The organism is Natrialba sp. SSL1 (genome assembly GCF_001861355.1).
Classification (GTDB): Archaea; Halobacteriota; Halobacteria; order Halobacteriales; family Natrialbaceae; genus Natrialba.
This window is the reverse complement of the sequence record NZ_MASN01000001.1, coordinates 179,691-195,884: the sequence shown is the minus strand read 5'-3', so window position 1 is coordinate 195,884 and position 16,194 is coordinate 179,691. Positions and strand designations below refer to the sequence as shown.

Annotated in this window: 21 protein-coding genes and 2 tRNA genes; 5 read left to right on the top strand and 18 right to left on the bottom strand. The window is 64.0% G+C overall.

Annotated elements, in window-relative coordinates:
* Window positions 1-20 precede the first annotated feature (20 nt).
* The 14 genes from BBD46_RS23330 to BBD46_RS00960 form a co-directional block, all read right to left on the bottom strand.
* Window positions 21-149, bottom strand: coding sequence for a hypothetical protein (locus tag BBD46_RS23330; RefSeq protein WP_006651650.1), 129 nt, complete (start codon window positions 147-149; stop codon window positions 21-23).
* Between the two features lie 199 nt (window positions 150-348).
* Window positions 349-1,140, bottom strand: coding sequence for a 30S ribosomal protein S2 (gene rpsB / locus BBD46_RS01020; RefSeq protein WP_071399902.1), 792 nt, complete (start codon window positions 1,138-1,140; stop codon window positions 349-351).
* Complete coding sequence (eno, locus tag BBD46_RS01015) at window positions 1,137-2,348, bottom strand: phosphopyruvate hydratase (protein WP_071399901.1); 1,212 nt, start codon at window positions 2,346-2,348, stop codon at window positions 1,137-1,139. The genes rpsB and eno overlap by 4 nt, the downstream gene beginning before the upstream one ends.
* 3 nt (window positions 2,349-2,351) lie before the next feature.
* Window positions 2,352-2,528, bottom strand: a complete 177-nt coding sequence (locus tag BBD46_RS01010) for a DNA-directed RNA polymerase subunit K (RefSeq protein WP_004213963.1) — start codon at window positions 2,526-2,528, stop codon at window positions 2,352-2,354.
* 20 nt (window positions 2,529-2,548) lie between these two features.
* A complete protein-coding gene (locus tag BBD46_RS01005; RefSeq protein ID WP_006167943.1) occupies window positions 2,549-2,743 on the bottom strand; it encodes a DNA-directed RNA polymerase subunit N in 195 nt (64 codons plus the stop codon).
* A gap of 12 nt (window positions 2,744-2,755) precedes the next feature.
* A complete protein-coding gene (locus BBD46_RS01000; protein ID WP_006651648.1) occupies window positions 2,756-3,154 on the bottom strand; it encodes a 30S ribosomal protein S9 in 399 nt (132 codons plus the stop codon).
* Window positions 3,148-3,603, bottom strand: a complete 456-nt coding sequence (locus tag BBD46_RS00995) for a 50S ribosomal protein L13 (RefSeq protein WP_006651647.1) — start codon at window positions 3,601-3,603, stop codon at window positions 3,148-3,150. The genes BBD46_RS01000 and BBD46_RS00995 overlap by 7 nt, the downstream gene beginning before the upstream one ends.
* A complete protein-coding gene (locus BBD46_RS00990) occupies window positions 3,600-3,953 on the bottom strand; it encodes a 50S ribosomal protein L18e (RefSeq protein WP_004213957.1) in 354 nt (117 codons plus the stop codon). The genes BBD46_RS00995 and BBD46_RS00990 overlap by 4 nt, the downstream gene beginning before the upstream one ends.
* Window positions 3,954-4,066: 113 nt before the next feature.
* Window positions 4,067-4,151, bottom strand: a tRNA-Leu gene (locus tag BBD46_RS00985).
* A 157-nt stretch (window positions 4,152-4,308) separates the two neighbouring features.
* Window positions 4,309-5,058: a DNA-directed RNA polymerase subunit D gene (locus BBD46_RS00980; protein ID WP_071399900.1), complete on the bottom strand. Its 750-nt coding sequence runs from the start codon at window positions 5,056-5,058 to the stop codon at window positions 4,309-4,311.
* A gap of 3 nt (window positions 5,059-5,061) precedes the next feature.
* Entirely contained in the window at window positions 5,062-5,451 is a 390-nt protein-coding gene (locus tag BBD46_RS00975) for a 30S ribosomal protein S11 (protein ID WP_004213955.1), read from the bottom strand.
* Between the two features lies 1 nt (window position 5,452).
* On the bottom strand, window positions 5,453-5,974 hold the full coding sequence (locus BBD46_RS00970) for a 30S ribosomal protein S4 (RefSeq protein ID WP_006651646.1): 522 nt from the start codon (window positions 5,972-5,974) through the stop codon (window positions 5,453-5,455).
* Window positions 5,974-6,489 (bottom strand): 30S ribosomal protein S13, encoded by a 516-nt coding sequence (locus tag BBD46_RS00965; RefSeq protein ID WP_071399899.1) that lies wholly within the window; start codon window positions 6,487-6,489, stop codon window positions 5,974-5,976. Before BBD46_RS00965 ends, BBD46_RS00970 begins: the two co-directional genes overlap by 1 nt.
* Window positions 6,490-6,562: 73 nt before the next feature.
* Window positions 6,563-6,645, bottom strand: a tRNA-Ser gene (locus BBD46_RS00960).
* A 189-nt stretch (window positions 6,646-6,834) separates the two neighbouring features.
* On the opposite strand from BBD46_RS00960, the gene BBD46_RS00955 reads away from it, so the two are divergent.
* Genes BBD46_RS00955 through BBD46_RS00945 form a run of 3 tightly spaced genes read left to right on the top strand, consistent with a single transcriptional unit; the run spans window position 6,835 to window position 10,660 of the window.
* Window positions 6,835-7,821 (top strand): DUF4129 domain-containing protein, encoded by a 987-nt coding sequence (locus tag BBD46_RS00955; RefSeq protein WP_071399898.1) that lies wholly within the window; start codon window positions 6,835-6,837, stop codon window positions 7,819-7,821.
* Entirely contained in the window at window positions 7,818-9,932 is a 2,115-nt protein-coding gene (locus BBD46_RS00950; RefSeq protein ID WP_071399897.1) for a DUF58 domain-containing protein, read from the top strand. Before BBD46_RS00955 ends, BBD46_RS00950 begins: the two co-directional genes overlap by 4 nt.
* A complete protein-coding gene (locus BBD46_RS00945) occupies window positions 9,929-10,660 on the top strand; it encodes a DUF7519 family protein (RefSeq protein ID WP_071399896.1) in 732 nt (243 codons plus the stop codon). Before BBD46_RS00950 ends, BBD46_RS00945 begins: the two co-directional genes overlap by 4 nt.
* Before the next feature lie 37 nt (window positions 10,661-10,697).
* On the opposite strand, the gene moaA is transcribed toward BBD46_RS00945, so the two are convergent.
* A complete protein-coding gene (gene moaA, locus BBD46_RS00940; RefSeq protein WP_071399895.1) occupies window positions 10,698-11,738 on the bottom strand; it encodes a GTP 3',8-cyclase MoaA in 1,041 nt (346 codons plus the stop codon).
* A 167-nt stretch (window positions 11,739-11,905) separates the two neighbouring features.
* Between moaA and BBD46_RS00935 the strand changes: the two genes are divergently transcribed.
* Window positions 11,906-12,136, top strand: a complete 231-nt coding sequence (locus BBD46_RS00935; protein ID WP_071399894.1) for a hypothetical protein — start codon at window positions 11,906-11,908, stop codon at window positions 12,134-12,136.
* Window positions 12,137-12,242: 106 nt separating this feature from the next.
* Here BBD46_RS00935 and BBD46_RS00930 read toward each other — a convergent pair whose 3' ends face one another.
* The 3 genes from BBD46_RS00930 to BBD46_RS00920 form a co-directional block, all read right to left on the bottom strand.
* Window positions 12,243-13,709 carry an RtcB family protein gene (locus tag BBD46_RS00930; protein WP_071399893.1) on the bottom strand — a complete coding sequence of 489 codons (1,467 nt, stop codon included), beginning with the start codon at window positions 13,707-13,709 and terminating at the stop codon, window positions 12,243-12,245.
* A gap of 104 nt (window positions 13,710-13,813) precedes the next feature.
* Window positions 13,814-14,932, bottom strand: coding sequence for a DoxX family protein (locus BBD46_RS00925; RefSeq protein WP_071399997.1), 1,119 nt, complete (start codon window positions 14,930-14,932; stop codon window positions 13,814-13,816).
* Between the two features lie 83 nt (window positions 14,933-15,015).
* A complete protein-coding gene (locus BBD46_RS00920; RefSeq protein WP_071399892.1) occupies window positions 15,016-15,477 on the bottom strand; it encodes an archease in 462 nt (153 codons plus the stop codon).
* 159 nt (window positions 15,478-15,636) lie between these two features.
* On the opposite strand from BBD46_RS00920, the gene BBD46_RS00915 reads away from it, so the two are divergent.
* Window positions 15,637-16,113, top strand: a complete 477-nt coding sequence (locus tag BBD46_RS00915) for a GNAT family N-acetyltransferase (RefSeq protein WP_071399891.1) — start codon at window positions 15,637-15,639, stop codon at window positions 16,111-16,113.
* Window positions 16,114-16,194 lie beyond the last annotated feature (81 nt).

Genomic DNA, 16,194 nt, shown 5'->3' with positions numbered 1-16,194 from the left:
TACTGGCCCGTGGCGGCACACTAGAACAGCGCGAACGCCACACCGCGGTAGAGCAGACCGAGCACGAAGACGGCGATCAGCGCACCGGTCGCGAGGATGACTGCGGGCGGAAGTCGTTCCTTCTCGAAGGAGAACAGCAGGTCGTACATCTGATATGCGTATTCGGTGTGGACCCTACCTAATTCCTTCGCTCGTCAGTTGCGACCGAACGCCGTTAGTCGCTGGTGGCTTGCGCTGTGTGGATACGACATCACAGCGGCTACGCGGCGCACAACCGCCAGCACACGGACTGGAACGGCGAAGAAAACGGCCAGCAACACGCTGGAACGAGAAACTCTCGAAACTACGTTAGACGCCGCTCTCGAAGTCCTCGAGCGAGTAGGACGGCTCTGCGCCGCGGCGGTCGAGGACCTCGTTTGCGAGTAGCCAGTAGACGACCGAGAGGGCCTTGCGACCCTTGTTGTTCGTCGGGACGACGAGGTCGACGTTACTGACCTGGTTGTTCGAGTCACACATCGCGATAACTGGGATTCCGACCGTGATCGCCTCTTTGACTGCCTGGGCGTCACCGATCGGGTCGGTGACGACGACGACATCGGGTTCGATGTAGCCGTCGTACTTGGGGTTGGTCAGCGTTCCGGGGATGAAGCGGCCGGTGCGGGCGCGAGCGCCCACAGCCTCGGCGAACTTCTCTGCCGGGAAGCGACCGTACTGGCGCGAAGACGTGACCAGAATCTGTTCTGGATCGTAGTTCGAGAGGAAGTCCGCGGCCGTGCGGATACGGCCGTCGGTCTTCGAAACGTCGAGGACGTAGAGACCGTCAGTGCGGACGCGGTGAATGAACCGCTCCATGTCGTTGGTCTTCTGCTGGGTACCGATGTGAACACCGGCACCGAGGTAGTCCTCGACGGGGATGAGCAGGTCGGCCTCCTCGTCGGACATTACGTCGTCGTCGAGGGTTGGACCGGCGTCTTCCTCCGTAGCTGGTTCTGCCTCGGCGTCAGCCTCAGCGGACTGTTCGTCAACTGGCTCGACGTCTTCCTCGGGATCGGCGGCGGGGCCAGCACCTTCTGCTGGCTCCTCGTCGATCTCCTCTTCGGCAGCGTCGAGCCCTTCCTGGGTTGCGTTGTCGTCTGTCATGTCGCGTCGTCTGCGATTCTGATGAGCTCGTTGAGCTTGGCAGTTCGCTCGCCGCCGACGGCACCCGTCTTGATGAACGGTGCGTCGGTCGCGACGGCGAGGTGTGCGATCGTCGTATCCTCCGTTTCGCCCGAGCGGTGTGAGACAACCGAGTCGTACCCGTTCTCGGTCGCGAGTTCAATCGCGTCGAAGGCGTCGGTCAGCGTGCCGATCTGGTTCGGCTTGATCAGAATGCTGTTTGCCGCACCCTGGTCGATGCCGTCGGCGAGTCGGTCCGTGTTCGTCACGAACAGGTCGTCACCGCAGATCAGCGTCCGGTCACCAACGGTGTCGGTGAGCTCGGCAAACGCCTCGTAGTCGTTCTCGTCGAGCGGATCCTCGACGTAGACCAGATCGTACTCGTCGACGAGGTCGGCGATGTACTCGATCTGCTCGTCCGTGTCGCGGCTGATGCCTGCCGCCTCGTACTCGTACGTTTCCGAGTCGGCGTCGTACATCTCGGCCGCAGCAACGTCGAGTCCGAATCGGATCTCGAAACCAACGTCGTCTTCGACCTGTGAAACCGCCTCGTCGACGATTTCGAAGGCCGCCTCGTCGTCGATCGACGGTGCCCACGCACCCTCGTCGCCCTTGCCCGACGGAACGTCACGCTCCTCGAGTAGGTCTGCGACAGCGCCGTGGACGGCGGCGTTCGCGAAGACGGCGTCAGCGACACTTGGTGCGCCGACGGGTGCTGCGAGGAACTCCTGAATGTCCGTCGCGTCTGCGGCGTGTTCGCCGCCGCCGATGACGTTGCCGAGTGGAATCGGGAAGTTCTCGCCGCGGAAGGCACCACCCAAGTGCTGGAACAGCGGTGCACCGAGCACGTCGGCACCGGCCTTCGCGGCGGCCATCGAGATGGCGACGGCGCTGTTTGCACCGATTTTCGAGAAGTCGTCCGTGCCGTCTGCGGCGTGGAGAATCGAGTCGACCTCGCGCTGGTTGCCAGCGTAGGCCTCACCGACGAGTCGCGGAACGGCGTGTTCGCGGGCCGCGGCGATCGCCTCGGACGGCGGCCGCTCGACGGCTTCGTACTCGCCGGTGCTGGCACCGCTCGGTGCCGCGGCGCGGCCAAAGCCACCGCTCTCGGTGAGCACGTCGGCTTCGACCGTCGGGTTCCCACGCGAGTCGAGTACACGTCGGAGTCGAACGTCGGTGATGAGCGTCATCGCTTACTCGCCTCGCTTGACCGTAAACGGCAACACGCCGGCGTCGTACTCCTCGGCGGCGATCAGGATCGGCTCGGTCTGATCGGACTCGGTTAGCACCGGTGCGCCGTAGGAGACCTGCAGCGCTCGTGCGCCGAGGATACGGGCTTTCTCGTAGCGGTTGTGGCGTTGTTGTTGCATTGTTACAGTTGCTGTTGCTGTTACTGGTACGGGGAGACGACATCGACCAGGTCAGTGTGACTGACGAGCATGCGTCGACAGCAGTAGCGGTCGACACCGAGTTCGTCGAGGACCTCCTGTGGGTCCTCGTCGCCCTCGTTCGCTCGCTCGTCGAACTCTTCCCAGTGTTCGCCGACGACCGTGCCACAGGTGAAACACCGAACCGGTACCATCATTGTTGAATCACCTTAGCGGTAGGACTTCTGGTAGCGGGCCCGAGCGCCGGGACCGCCCCACTTCTTTGGTTCGGACTGGCGAACGTCGTTGACCAGCAGCGAACGGTCGAACTCCATGAACGCGTCGCGGAGTTCGGCGTCGTTCGAGTGCTGGACGATGCCGCGTGCGATAGCGGTGCGGACGGCGTCTGCCTGACCGCTGATACCGCCACCTTCGACGCGGACGTCGATGTCCACACCGTCGCGCAGCTCGTCGCCTGCGATGCGGAACGGCTCGAGCATCTTGAGCCGGGACATCTCGGGTTCGACCAGTTCGACTGGCTTCGAGTTGATACGGACACGACCCTCGCCCTCGCTTACGGTTGCGCGGGCAACGGCCGTCTTCTTCTTGCCACTCGTGTTGGTTACCATGTAACGTTAGCACCGAGTTGGTCGGAGACTTCGCCCAGGTGGACGAAGCGGATGTTCGAAAGTCGGTCCAGCGACGTATCGTCGAGGATCTCGGCCTCGCGGTCGTCGTCGTCCTCGTACGGGTTGCCGACGTAGACACGAACGTTGTCGAGCGCTTCGCGACCGCGTGGCTTCTTGTACGGCAGCATGCCACGGACGGAGCGCTTGAAGATCGTGTCCGGTCGCTTCGGGTAGTACGGACCTCTGTCGGACCCCAGTTGGAGTCGCTTGCGGTAGGTGCCGAAGATGTCTTCCTTGTCGCCGGTGATGACGGCGTCTTCAGCGTTGACGATTGCGACGCGCTCGCCATCCAGGGCGCGCTGGGCGACCTGGCTGGCGACGCGACCGAGAATACAGTCGCCGGCGTCGACGACGATGTCTGCGTCGAACTCTGCGATGCTTGCGCTCATCGAATCACCCGTACGTTTGCCCCATCTGGGTTCTCTTCGAGCACGTGCTCGAGCGGTACTGTTTCGCCGACCTGGTCGATCTTCGTCTCTGCGGACGAGGAGAAATCGACGGCGGCGACGGTAACGTTCTTCTGTAGTGCGCCGGAGCCCAGCACCTTGCCGGGAACGACGACAGTCTCTTCCTCGCGTGCGTATCGTTCGATACGGCCCAGGTTTACCTCAGCGTGGGTGCGCCGGGGCTTTTCGAGACGATCCGCAATATCCTGCCAGACGTCGGCGTCCGTTTCGCGGGACGTCGACTTCAGCTCGGCGATAAGATCGTTGAGCCTCGGATTGGTCTTGCTACTCATTGGTTTCCTCCAAATCTGCGTGATCGACACGAGAGTCGTGTCGAGTGGAATCGATGATCGCTACTCGACGGTGTGTCGAACGCGATGACCGATACGCTGCTGACGAGAAGTGATGCAGGGAGCAGGATTTGAACCTGCGGACTCCTACGAGACAGCGCCCTGAACGCTGCGCCGTTGGCCTGACTTGGCTATCCCTGCTCGCACTCCCGTCTACCCGTCGCCCCTTCAAACCCCTTTCGATTCCAGCTTCTCCGCGTCCGCGAGTGCCAGCAGCGGCCTCGTCGCTCACGGCACCACCGCTGAACGCAAACTCGCGGTCGTATCGGTTGGATCGGGGGCGTGGGTTCATCTGTCGTTACAGCTGTACTGCGTTTTCGAGTTCAGTCGCGCGCGATTCGATCGTGTCGGCGGCGCGTGTGACCAGCTCCTCGACCGAGAACGAGCCGTCCGTCTCCACGTGGAAGACGAACGAGTTCGGCACGTCCTCGAGTGTTACTTCCTTTCCGGGATACCGGTTCGAGAGGTCGTGGTCGAACTCGCTCGTCGGAACGAGTTCGCCGTCCTCTTCGATGACGCCACGAACGATGCGGCGGTCAGGCTCCTCGAATTCAGGAAGGTCCTCGACGGCGGCGACACGCTGTAGGTGGCGGTAGCCGACTGCGACACCGCCCTGGTGTTTCGCGTGATCCTTGCCGCGGTCGAGTACGGCGTCCGCCTCGGCCTCGAGACGCTGTCCGTCTTTGAGGTCGATGATCGGGACGTTCTCGTCTGCGGGCTGCACGAGGTCGTCGCTCGAGACGAGGTCGCCCGAGTAGGCGGTTGCTGGCCCTTCGACGTCGATCGAGAGCGTCACGGTGTCGTCCTCGACGAACTCGCCTACAGGCGGGGTCGTCAGCGGAACGAGCCCGAGTCGAAGCGCGAGCTGCTCGTCGAACATGACCGACGAGTTCTCGACGAATCGAACGGTGTCGATCGCCATCGTCGGCACGTCTGCAAGCATCGCGCGTCGAATCCCGTTGGCGAACGCGGGCGTGATGCCCTGGACGAGGAATCGTGCGTCACGATCCTCGCGTTCGACGAACTCGACGTCGTACTCTGCACTCATGGTCTAGTAGCCGCCCTTTCCTTTGGGTGCGCGCGATCCGTCGTGTGGGATCGGCGTGACGTCCTCGATGCGGCCGATCTCGATGCCCGAGCGGGCGAGTGCGCGGATCGTTGCCTGCGCGCCTGGACCGGGGGACTTCTGAAGGTTACCGCCGGGGCCACGCACGCGAACGTGCAGACCCGTGATGCCGGCAGCCTTGACCTCTTCGGCGACGGACTCCGCCATCTGCATTGCAGCGTATGGCGACGCCTCGTCGCGGTTCTGCTTGACGGCAGTTCCGCCGGAGGACTTCGTGATCGTCTCCGAGCCCGTGAGGTCCGTCACGGTCATGATGGTGTTGTTAAACGATGCGTGCACGTGGGCTACGCCCCACTTTTCGTCGTCCTGACTCATGTTACTGACCCTCCGCTCGCTCTGGGTGGAGGTCGTCCGCGAGTGGGCTGGTCTCGTCGAACGCGACGAGGTCTTCCTCGTCGACGTCGACGACGTACGATGGAACACGGTGGCGCTGCTCACCAACGACCACGTGGCCGTGGATGATGAACTGACGCGCCTGCTGTGGCGTGTTCGCGAGGCCCTTGCGGTAGACGACCGTCTGGAGGCGGCGTTCGAGGACGTCCTCGACTTCGAGCGACAGAATGTCGCCGAGTTCGTCCGCCTCATCGAGGATGCCGACGCGCTTTAGGCGTCCGAGGAACTCCTCGGAGCGGCGCTGGACTACCTCGTCATCCTGTGGCTGGCCGAGCAGGTCACGTGCCTCGCGCCGGTAGGAGCGAAGCTGGGACTGTGCTCGCCAGAGCTCTTCTTTGTTCGACAGGCCGTAGCGGTCGAGCAGGGAGTGCTCGGTCGAGATCCGTTCACCCTGGTATGGGTGGTTCGGCGTCTCGTACTGCTTGGTATCGGTTCCAAGCGGCATTATTCGTCACCCTCCTCTTCGCCGGCCTCAGCCTGCTCTTCGCGGATTTCTTCGACGTTGACTCCGATAGTCCCTTCCGTACGACCGGTGGACTTGGTACGCTGTCCGCGGACCTTCTGGCCGCGCTTGTGGCGAGTACCTTTGTAGGAGTCGATCATCTTCATCCGGTTGATGTCGTGCTGACGGCTCAGCTGGAGATCGTTGCCGATCTCGTGGGTTGTTTCGCCGCTGTAGAAGTCGTTCTGGCGGTTGTTGAGCCAGTCCGGAACTTCCTCGGCGTAGTTCTCTACGAGTGTAACGACCTCGTCGATGACGTCCTCGTCGAGTCGGCCGAACGTTGCCGTTCGGTCGACACCCGCTTTCTCGGCGATGAGTCGGGCGGTCCGGCGACCGATCCCGTTCATCTCCGACAGCGAGCGCTCGACGGACTTCGTCCCGTCAAGGTCGGTTTGACCGATGCGGACGAAGTACTGCAGGTCTTCGTCCTCTTGCTCTTGGGGTTCTTCCGCGCTCATATGTCGTGTATCAGTGTCTGGTCTGCGGCGGTGCAATCGACTGGCAAAGGTCGCCAGTCTCGGGTATATCCGACGTCGTGGCGGGGATTCGAACCCCGGAGGCTTGACGCCACATGGTTAGCAACCATGCGCCTTGGGCCGCTTGGCTACCACGACACCGTGTCTCTATCATCGCCCTCTCGGACTCGGGGACTGCGTCCCCTACACGTATCGCACTCGTTGGTACCCCCGTCGGGTACTTAAGCGCAACGAAAGGTGGCGACGAACCGCTTCCCTCGCGGGATATTCCCATACACGGGCCATGAACTCACTTATTACCGAGGCGACACAAGAACCGCACAATCGGTGTCTAGAAACAACCTCCTCGTCCGAGTGCTCGCCGCCATCGGCGGCATCGTCGCAGTCGCCCTCGTCGCTGCGACGATCGATTCGCCGTTCGAAACCGGCGGCTCGGGCGGCTCCGCACCCGGCAGTGGCAACGGCGACGGCGGCGGTGATCCCATCGAGCAGCCGCCACCTCCAGACGACCCCGCAACCGCCCCTGAAATCCCGGCGTTCCTCGAGTACCTCATCTATGCAATCGTCATCATCGGCGTGATTGCAGCGGTCTGGTACCTGCTCGCGAACCGCCGCGAAGCGGTGAAGCTGATCGCTATCGGGCTCGTGATGGCGCTCATCGGAATGGCACTCGTCTACCTGTTCCTCGGAGCCGGTGATCCATCCCTCCCCGATGAGATGATCCCAGGCGACCAGAATGGCGAACCCGCAGCTCCCGGCAGCGGCGACGGCGAGCGAACCGATCTCGTCCCGCCGAACGCACTGGTCGCCGTCCTCGCGATTATCACAGCCATCTTCGTCGCCGGTGTATTTCTCACGCGCGGCACGGGCGAGGATCGCGACCCAGGCGAGGAACCACCAGTTGCCGAGGACAGCCAGCAACAGACCGCAGACGCCCTCGCCGTCGGCTCCGCCGCCGGCCGGGCCGCAGACCGGATCGGCGACACGGACGATGTCGACAACGAAATCTACCGCGCCTGGCGCGAGATGACCCAACCGCTCGATGTCGACCGACCCGAGTCGAGTACCCCCGGTGAGTTCGCCACCGCCGCCACCGACGCCGGACTCAACCGACAGCACGTCGACGAGCTCACGCGCCTGTTCGAGGACGTTCGCTACGGGACCACCGAAACGACGCCCGAACTCGAGAGCCGGGCCGTCTCGATCCTCCGCGAAATCGAATCCGCCTACGGCGACGACAGCCCCAGTTCGGCGGCTGCCGGCCACCAGACGGGGACGACCGGCCCACGCTCCGACGGAGGGACCGACGAATGAACAGGCGTCGAACGGTACTCCTGCTCGGCCTCCTCGCACTTGCGGTCGGGATTGCAGTCTCAGTCGGGGTACTCGAGTTCTCCCTCACGGAGACCGCGATTATGGGCGTGGGGTTGCTTGCAGTGCTGATCGGGCTCCGGGCGCTCGGATTGCGCCGGGGACTCGAGCGCTCGCCTGGCTCTGCGAGGGCCGAGCCTGAACGGCGGGCGGCAGTTCTGGCGCCGGGCGAGTCGTTTTCTCAGTCGCTCGCTGCCTTCCAGCGGGTGACGGACGGCTACGCGGTCCAGGGTCGACGGACGGTCGACGGCCTCCGGGCTGCGGTCGTCGCAGTCTGTACGCGGTTTCGCGGTGATTCGGTGGCGGAGGCGACCGACCGAATCGAGCGCGGGAACTGGACGGACGACCGGATTGCCGCTGCCTTCCTCTCGGACTCGGTCGAGGTACCGTCGCGGTCGATACTGGATCGGGTCCGAACGGCCGTCGATCGGGAACCGAGCTTTCAGCGCAGTGTTCGACACACCGTCGCCGCGATTGCGGCGGTCGGATACGATGGAACGAGCGCCGCCGCTTCTGCCAGTGCCGAGAGCGGACGCGGAGACGAAGGCGACGCCGAGCGTACTCGTGGTGCCGACAGCAGTTCCGATTCGAGCGCCAATACCGCAGCGAACACCGACGGGAACACTCCAGAACGATCGCTGCCGGCGTACGTCTATCAGCCCCGTTCGGCCACCAGCACCGACAGCGACGGCCCGCCACGCCGAACCACAGACAACACCATCGACGGCATCTCGACGCTCCGGACCCGACAGACGGGCTACTGGACCGGCATCGGTGCCGTCGCCCTGCTTGCCGTCGGAATCGGGACGCTCGCGGAAGCACCCGGCGTCATCCTCGCCGGCGTCGTCGGCATCGGCTACGCCGGCTTCGCTCGCGCCTTCGAGCCACCCGAACCCGACCTCGCCATCGAACGCACTCTGAGCAACGAGGAACCCGACCCCGGCGACGAGGTCGAAGTCCGCGTCACGATCACGAACACGAGTTCACGCTTCGTCCCCGACCTCCGCTTCGTCGACGGCGTCCCGCCTGGCCTCGCCGTCACCGACGGCTCGAGTCGCCTCGGCACCGCGCTTCGGCCCGGCGAGTCGGTTGGACTCGAGTACACCGTCACTGTCCAGCGGGGGAAACACGAGTTCGATCCCGCGCTCGCGCTCGTGCGAGACCTCTCGCGGTCGACAGAGCACGAGTACGTCGTTGGGTCGGAGACAACGGTCGTCTGTGAGCCGGAACTCCGGCCGGTTGCCGCGCCGGTGCCGCTCCGGACGACGGCAGCCTCGTTCGCGGGTCGGTTGACGACCACCGAGGGCGGGACCGGGACGACGTTCCACTCCGTGCGGGAGTATCGGCCGAACGACCCGCTCTCGCGTATCGACTGGAATCGGCGAGCGAAGTCCGGCGAGCTTGCAACGCTCTCGTTCCACGAGGAGCGGGCGGCTCGCGTCGTCGTTCTCGTCGACGCACGGGAGCGGTCGTTTCTCGCGCCCGAACCCGACGCAGCCCACGCCGTCGATCGCTCGGTTGCCGCAGCCGGCCGCATCGCCGCTTCGCTGCTTGCCGAGGGCGACACCGTCGGGCTGGCGGGAATTGGCCCTGTCGGCCGCGACGGAACTACGTCGGCTGCCTCGATGTCGGAGCCGTGCTGGCTCGCTCCGGCATCGGGTCGAGACCACGAGATTCGGTTTCAGGAGTTGCTCGCGACACACCCGCAGTTCGAGACGATGCCCCCCGCGGCGGAGAGCCGGTGGCTCTCGCAGTTGCGGACGATTCGCCGCCGGCTCTCGGCGGAGACCCAGATCGTGTTTCTCTCGCCGCTCTGTGACTCGATGGCGCCGACGATCGCCCGCCGACTCGACGCACGCGGTCACGCCGTGACGGTTGTGAGTCCGGATCCGACGACCGATCGGACGATCGGCCACCAGCTCGCAGCGACCGCTCGCCGCGTTCGCCGGTTCGACCTCCAACAGGCGGGAATTCCGGTCATCGACTGGCAATCGACGGACTCGATCGACGAAGTGTTCGCTCGCCACGCGGCGGGGCGTGGTGGTCGCCGATGACGTCGACGCCACAGACGGAGACGGAGACGCACACGGGAGACCAGTCCGCACCCGCGACAGCGACTGATGACGGCGAGACATCGTCCGGTGAGAACCCACCAGCGGACGACCGGACGGGAACTGGGTCTGGAGCCGGCACCGATGACGACGCCGGCCCCGTCTCACTCACCCGCAAACCGACGGTCTTCTCGAGTGGCTGTGCGTTCGGGGCTGCGTTCGTCGCCGCTGCAACGACGCTCTTCGTTCCGGGGACTGATGCGGCGGTGTTCGGCGTCGCCGTCCTCGGTACACTCACGCTCGGCGTGGGCCTCCTGCGAGGACGACCGCAGGTTATCGATATCGGCGCGCTAGTGATCTTCGCGACGCTCATCCTCGCTGGCATCGAAACGCCCACGGTTGAGCCGCTGATCGCCGGCACCGTCGCGACGGTCCTCGCCTGGGACCTCGGCCACAGCGGCCTCGATCTCGGTGCCCAACTCGGTCGGGAGGCGCAAACGATCCGACTCGAGATCGTCCAACTCGGCTCGAGTCTGCTGGTCGGCCTCCTTGCGGGAACGATCGGCTACGGCGTCTACGTCTTCGGAGCGAGCGGCCAGCCGACCGCTGCGGTCGCGTTGCTGTTGCTCGCGGCTGCGCTCATCACGGTTGGACTGGGCGCAAATCGATCGCGCAGTTCGGGTCGGCGAGGACGTGGTGGGCGCGCCGGGACACGAAATCGGCGGCCGTAGTGTAAATCGGGCTGTGTGGAAATGACGCCCAGCGAACTCAGCTCTGGGCGTAGCCTTCGATATACTCGTCGTTGACTTCCCACTCACCGTCGCCGTTGCGGATCATGTACTCACCGTAGTACGGAACGCGGTTCGCGACGACCTCGCGGAACGCCTCACGGATCTCGGGTTTGGTCATCTCACCCATCGGTTTGAGGTCGTCGTTCCGGTTGAGACAGCCCTTCAGGTAGCCCTCGTGGGTGACCCGAACCCGGTGGCAGTTCGCACAGAACGTCGGGTTCTCGACGGGGTCGACGATTTCGACCATGCCGCGGCCACTGCTGTTCTCGTCACCGTCTTCCTCCTCGGCGTCGTCGCCGGTGGCGTCGACGCCATCGTTGCTCTCGATCCAGTACCGTTTCCGGTCGTGCATCTCGCGGTGCTCGACCTCGGCGGCCTGCTCGGCCAGCCAATCGTGCACGCGCTGGATATCGATGTTCCACTCCGGCCGACCCGTCAGCTCGGGCATGTACTCGATTAACTGGAGCTGGAGGCCATCGTTCTCGGCGACGTGGTCGACCATCTCCGGCACGTAGCCCGCCGTGTGCTCGAAGACGACCATGTTGAGCTTGACCGGATCCAGTCCCGCCTCGAGGGCGGCGTCGACGCCCTCCAGCACCTTCTCGTACGCGCCGCTTTTCGTGACGGCGGCGAAGTCCTCGGGGTCGAGTGCGTCCTGGGAGACGTTGACACGGTCGAGGCCGGCGCTGACCAGTTCCTCGGCACGGCCAGGGAGAAACGTGCCGTTCGTCGTCAGCGAGACTTCCATCTGGTCGGGGGTGCGCTCGATGATTTCCGTCAGGTCCTGGCGGAGCATCGGCTCGCCGCCGGTGAACTTGACGGCGTCGACGTCGAACTCGGCAGCGACCTCGAGAAATCGGACGACATCGTCGGTTTCCATCTCGTCGTCCTGTGGATCCATCGGTCCGCGAGTGTCGCCGAGGCCCTCGTTGTGGCAGTAGACGCAGTCAAAGTTACACCGATCGGTGAGCGAGACGCGAACCCCGGTCACCTCGCGCCCGAACTCGTCGGTGAGCATACCACCCCGTTTCGGTCGAAACCGCTTAAGCGCGCCGGGTATTCCCACTCGTCGTAACTCATTTCGGTTACGTATTTCTCGGCCGGTAGACAAAATCGACAGCAAAACCGATCGAGGGCCGACATTGCCGACAGAAGAACTACACCGAAGATCCGCGTACGTCGCCTATGGACGATGCGATGCTCTCCGACCAGCGCGAACTCGTCGAACGAATCGAAGCCGCCGGCTGGGACGTGACTGACCTCGAACTCTCGGCCTACGACAGCCCGTGGTCCGACGAGGATGCCCCCGAGGCCACGGTGACGATCACCGCCCGCAAACCCTACGAGAGCGACGGAGCAGACAGCGACGATGAAAGCGAAGATGAAACGGACAACAATCCGTTCCGCCTCAAGTGAAACTGAAAGTGACGCAGTTGTAGTCGGGAATCTGACGGTGTACAATCGCGGGTCTGACAGTATACAGTCAGGGATCTGACGGCGCTAGAACGCCAGCCAGCGACCGTTATCCCTTGATGTTACAGACCGGGAACGTCCGCGCAACCTTGTCGCCGATACCCAACTCGTCTGAGACACGAACGACCTCGTCGACATCCTTGTAGACGCCCGGCGCTTCCTCGGCCACCGTCGCACCCGACTGTGCCTTCACGTAGATCTGCTCCTGCTCCTCGAGTTCGTCCTGGACGTCGCCGCCCCAGAACTCGTTTTTCGCCTGGGTGCGGCTCATTAGCCGCCCCGCACCGTGGGCGGTGGAGCCGAACGTGAGGTCCATGGAGTTCTCGCCGCCGCGGAGGACGTAGCTGCCCGTCCCCATGCTACCGGGGATGATGACCGGCTGGCCGACGTCGCGGTACGCTTTCGGGACTTCGGGGTGACCGGCGGGGAACGCGCGCGTTGCACCCTTGCGGTGGACGTAGAGTTCGCGTTCCTCGCCCTCGACCGTGTGCATCTCTTTCTTCGCGATGTTGTGCGCCACGTCGTACAGCAGGTGCATGTCCATCGACTCCCACGAGCGGTCGAACACGCGCTCGAACACCTGCCGCGTGCGGTGCATGATCAGCTGGCGGTTGACCCACGCGAAGTTGATTGCGGCGTTCATCGCGCCGTAGTAGTCCTCGGCGAGCTGTGAGCCCGCGGGCGCTGCAGCCAGTTCCTTGTCCGGCAACTGGTCCAGTAGACCCTGATGCTGTTGCTCGATCTTGCGCAGGTAGTCGTTACACGTCTGGTGGCCCAGCCCGCGCGAGCCGCAGTGAATCAGGACGACGATCTGGTCCTCCTCGAGTCCGAACGCCTCGCCGACCTCGTCGTCGAAGACGTCCGTCACGCGCTGGACCTCGAGGAAGTGGTTTCCGGAGCCAAGCGAACCGATCTGGTTCTTCCCGCGATCCTTGGCCTTCTGGCTCACTTTCTCCGGATCTGCACCCTCGCGCATCCCCTCGTCCTCACAGTGCAGCAGATCCTCTTCGACTGCGTGGCCGTTCTCGAGTGCCCAGTCGACGCCGCGGGCCAGAATCTCGTCGACGGTGTCGACGCCAACTTCGACGACACCGCCGCCGCCGAGCCCCGACGGGATGTTGGCGAAGAGGGCGTCGACGAGTTCCGCTTCTTGGCCCTTCAGTTCGTCGTACGTCAGATTCGTCCGCATCATGCGGACGCCGCAATTGATGTCGTAGCCGACCGCTCCCGGCGAAAGACAGCCGTGCTCGGCGTCGAGTGCGCCGACCCCGCCAACCGGGAAGCCGTAGCCCTGGTGACCGTCGGGCATACAGATCGCGTTGGTGGTGATCCCCGGCAGGTGGGTCGTGTTTGTGATCTGTTCGAGTGTCTTGTCCTCCTTGATTTCCTCCAGTAGGGCCTCACTGGCGAGCACTCGTGCGGGGACGCGCATGTCGCCTTCCTGCGGAATCTCCCAGACGTACTCACGCACCTGCTCGAGCGTGATGCCGTCGGCGTCGAACGTGACGTTGCTCATACCCGAATTCCGGTCCCGACGATCAAAGATGTTCGTCTCTTTGGTCGCCCTCGATTGTCCCTCGTGCGGTCGCACGGTCGACGCGATCGCGGCTTCGATCAGACCTAGGACTGCGTCGCCTCTGTCGGCGTTGCATCCGCAACCTCGGTTTCAGCATCGGCTTCGAGCCGTTCGAGTCGACTGTCGAGCGCGTACGGCCCGCCGCCGGTGATGAGCAGCACAGAGGCCATCCCGAACAGGGCGACGTGGGCGAGCACCGGATCATCCGGGAGCGCAAACAGCGTCAGCGAGAACATCGCGAGCGCAGCAGCAGCACTCGCGCGTGTAAAAAGGCCCAGAATAATCGCGATACCGAGCCCCGCTTCCGCTAGTCCGGCCCCCATCACCCACAGTTCCGGACTCGCCGGAATAACTGCCGTGAGATCGTACCGATCGACAACCGCGAGCGCGAGTCCCGGCTGGAGGAGTTTCTGGGTCACACCCAGATAGATGAACGTCGCTCCAAGCCCGGCCCGAACGACCGTCGGCAGGTAGCGCTCGTAGGGATCGATCCGCGCCTGAAACGACCGTGCGCGTTCGTGTACCGGATCGAATCGTCTGTAGACCGTCCCCGGTGAGCCAGCAACCCGCTGGAGAACGTGATCCGCGCTCGGCCGTCCGCTTCCGAGCAACGCAATGGCCGCCAGTCCGCCAACGAACTCGAGTTGCAGTAGCAGCGTCGGCCAGATCACCACGCCGACGAGGTAGGTCGCGAGGCCGACGAGGGCGACGACGCGGGTCGCGAGACCGAAGAGGAGGAAAAAGCCCAGGGCAATCTGGAGGAGACGGAGGTCGACCTCGAGTGCGGGGCTGATGAAGTAGCCACTGAAGCCGGCACCGATCAGGGGGATACCGAGCGAGATGCGCAAGAGCCAGGGGACGTACTCGACGTACTCTCGCATGGCGTACCGAAACGCTGCGAGGTCTCGCTGGAACGGACGAACGAGGAGGTAGCTACCGACGAGGAGTGCGACGACGAGCGCGCCGGCGACCAGCGGCCCGACCACGAACGGGTCGGAGAGTGACTCTGAGAAGAACTCACCGAGAGCGATGTCTTCCTCGTCGTCGACGACGTACTCCTCGTGTGCGCCGACGCGGCCGGTTGTCAGAATGAGGAGGGCGAAGACGCTTGCGAGGCGTATCCAGCGACGGTGACGGCGGCGATGGCGGTGGCGATGCTCCATTTCCATTGGCAGTACGTACGCCATCCACGTCCACGGTGAAATACACAGGGCCGCAATGAGCCAGTGAACCGGGAGGTGCAGCGCTAGACGTCGAAGACGACGTACGCTTCCCACTGCTCGTCGACGTACTCGAGTTGCATCTCGGAGTAGGTAACTGCCTTCACTTCGCGAGCGTCGATTTCGGTGAGCGGGATGCCGCGGGCAGTTGCGGTGAGCGACCACTGTTCTGTGGCGGGGTTTGCCGAGACGTCGGTGGCGGCGTCGGCGTCAGCGTCGACTCCGTCAATCGTCTCGACGTGGTGGTCGACCGGCAGTTCAGCGCGCACATCCCGAAGGTAGATCAGTTCGTCGAGGTAGTCGAACAGCAGTGCCTCACGATTCTCGGCGGTGACCGACAGCGAGAAGCGTTCACCGGTATCTGCCGGAATATCTTCACAGGAAGCCGCCGCGAGGCCGTCCGCGAGCGACGCGAATACGTCCGCGAGCGACTCGCCCGTCGCCTCGACCGCGATGTCGGCGGTGTGGTCCCGAAGTTCGAATCCCATAGTCGTCTCTTGGCTCCCGTACGATGACCGCCGTCGTATGCCCGTCGCTTTCGCTCGATGCGTGCATGGTCGTGGCCGATTGTCAGCAGACTATGTATATCGCCATCGGCAGGCCCGTTGCCGGTGGAATTATATTGGCGACGATGTAAGGCAGTGGTAGTGAGCGTCAATATCGACAGGCGCGTCGTTACGCCGGGGAACGATGAGTTCGTCGAGCAGGCCTGGCAGCTCAAAGAGGAGATTAACCGCGAAGAGGACGTCCTCAAGCAACGACGCGACTTTTTCACCGACGCCTATCGCCGGTCGACGGTCCACTGTTATGTCCTTGACGGCGACCTCATCGGCTTCGCTGCGGTTCGACGCGATGGCTACATTCTCTTTCTCGCAGTCTCGCCGGAGTTTCGTGGTGAAGGAATCGGCAAACGGCTCGTCGCTCGCGTCGCCGACGACCACCAGACGATTACGTGTCACGCGCGCACGAGCAACGAAAACGCACTCCAGTTCTACGAACACCTGGGTTTCGAGATCAAGCGCCGGATCGACAACTACTACGAGGACGGCGGCGACGCCTACTACCTGAAACTCGGTTCCGGCGACGGGATCACGGACCGGCTCTCGGACCTCATGGGTCGCTAGTCTTCCAGTCTGCAACACCGCCGGTATCACTACCAAAACCACTACCGACAGCACCAGCGCCAGCGTCGGTCGCCCAGCCGG

Coding starts and splice junctions, on each gene's coding strand:
- BBD46_RS23330 (WP_006651650.1), bottom strand. CDS start 149: ATGTACGACCTGCTGTTCTCCTTCGAGAAGGAACGACTTCCGCCCGCA.
- rpsB (WP_071399902.1), bottom strand. CDS start 1,140: ATGACAGACGACAACGCAACCCAGGAAGGGCTCGACGCTGCCGAAGAG.
- eno (WP_071399901.1), bottom strand. CDS start 2,348: ATGACGCTCATCACCGACGTTCGACTCCGACGTGTACTCGACTCGCGT.
- BBD46_RS01010 (WP_004213963.1), bottom strand. CDS start 2,528: ATGCAACAACAACGCCACAACCGCTACGAGAAAGCCCGTATCCTCGGC.
- BBD46_RS01005 (WP_006167943.1), bottom strand. CDS start 2,743: ATGATGGTACCGGTTCGGTGTTTCACCTGTGGCACGGTCGTCGGCGAA.
- BBD46_RS01000 (WP_006651648.1), bottom strand. CDS start 3,154: ATGGTAACCAACACGAGTGGCAAGAAGAAGACGGCCGTTGCCCGCGCA.
- BBD46_RS00995 (WP_006651647.1), bottom strand. CDS start 3,603: ATGAGCGCAAGCATCGCAGAGTTCGACGCAGACATCGTCGTCGACGCC.
- BBD46_RS00990 (WP_004213957.1), bottom strand. CDS start 3,953: ATGAGTAGCAAGACCAATCCGAGGCTCAACGATCTTATCGCCGAGCTG.
- BBD46_RS00980 (WP_071399900.1), bottom strand. CDS start 5,058: ATGAGTGCAGAGTACGACGTCGAGTTCGTCGAACGCGAGGATCGTGAC.
- BBD46_RS00975 (WP_004213955.1), bottom strand. CDS start 5,451: ATGAGTCAGGACGACGAAAAGTGGGGCGTAGCCCACGTGCACGCATCG.
- BBD46_RS00970 (WP_006651646.1), bottom strand. CDS start 5,974: ATGCCGCTTGGAACCGATACCAAGCAGTACGAGACGCCGAACCACCCA.
- BBD46_RS00965 (WP_071399899.1), bottom strand. CDS start 6,489: ATGAGCGCGGAAGAACCCCAAGAGCAAGAGGACGAAGACCTGCAGTAC.
- BBD46_RS00950 (WP_071399897.1), top strand. CDS start 7,818: ATGAACAGGCGTCGAACGGTACTCCTGCTCGGCCTCCTCGCACTTGCG.
- BBD46_RS00945 (WP_071399896.1), top strand. CDS start 9,929: ATGACGTCGACGCCACAGACGGAGACGGAGACGCACACGGGAGACCAG.
- moaA (WP_071399895.1), bottom strand. CDS start 11,738: ATGCTCACCGACGAGTTCGGGCGCGAGGTGACCGGGGTTCGCGTCTCG.
- BBD46_RS00935 (WP_071399894.1), top strand. CDS start 11,906: ATGGACGATGCGATGCTCTCCGACCAGCGCGAACTCGTCGAACGAATC.
- BBD46_RS00930 (WP_071399893.1), bottom strand. CDS start 13,709: ATGAGCAACGTCACGTTCGACGCCGACGGCATCACGCTCGAGCAGGTG.
- BBD46_RS00925 (WP_071399997.1), bottom strand. CDS start 14,932: ATGGAGCATCGCCACCGCCATCGCCGCCGTCACCGTCGCTGGATACGC.
- BBD46_RS00920 (WP_071399892.1), bottom strand. CDS start 15,477: ATGGGATTCGAACTTCGGGACCACACCGCCGACATCGCGGTCGAGGCG.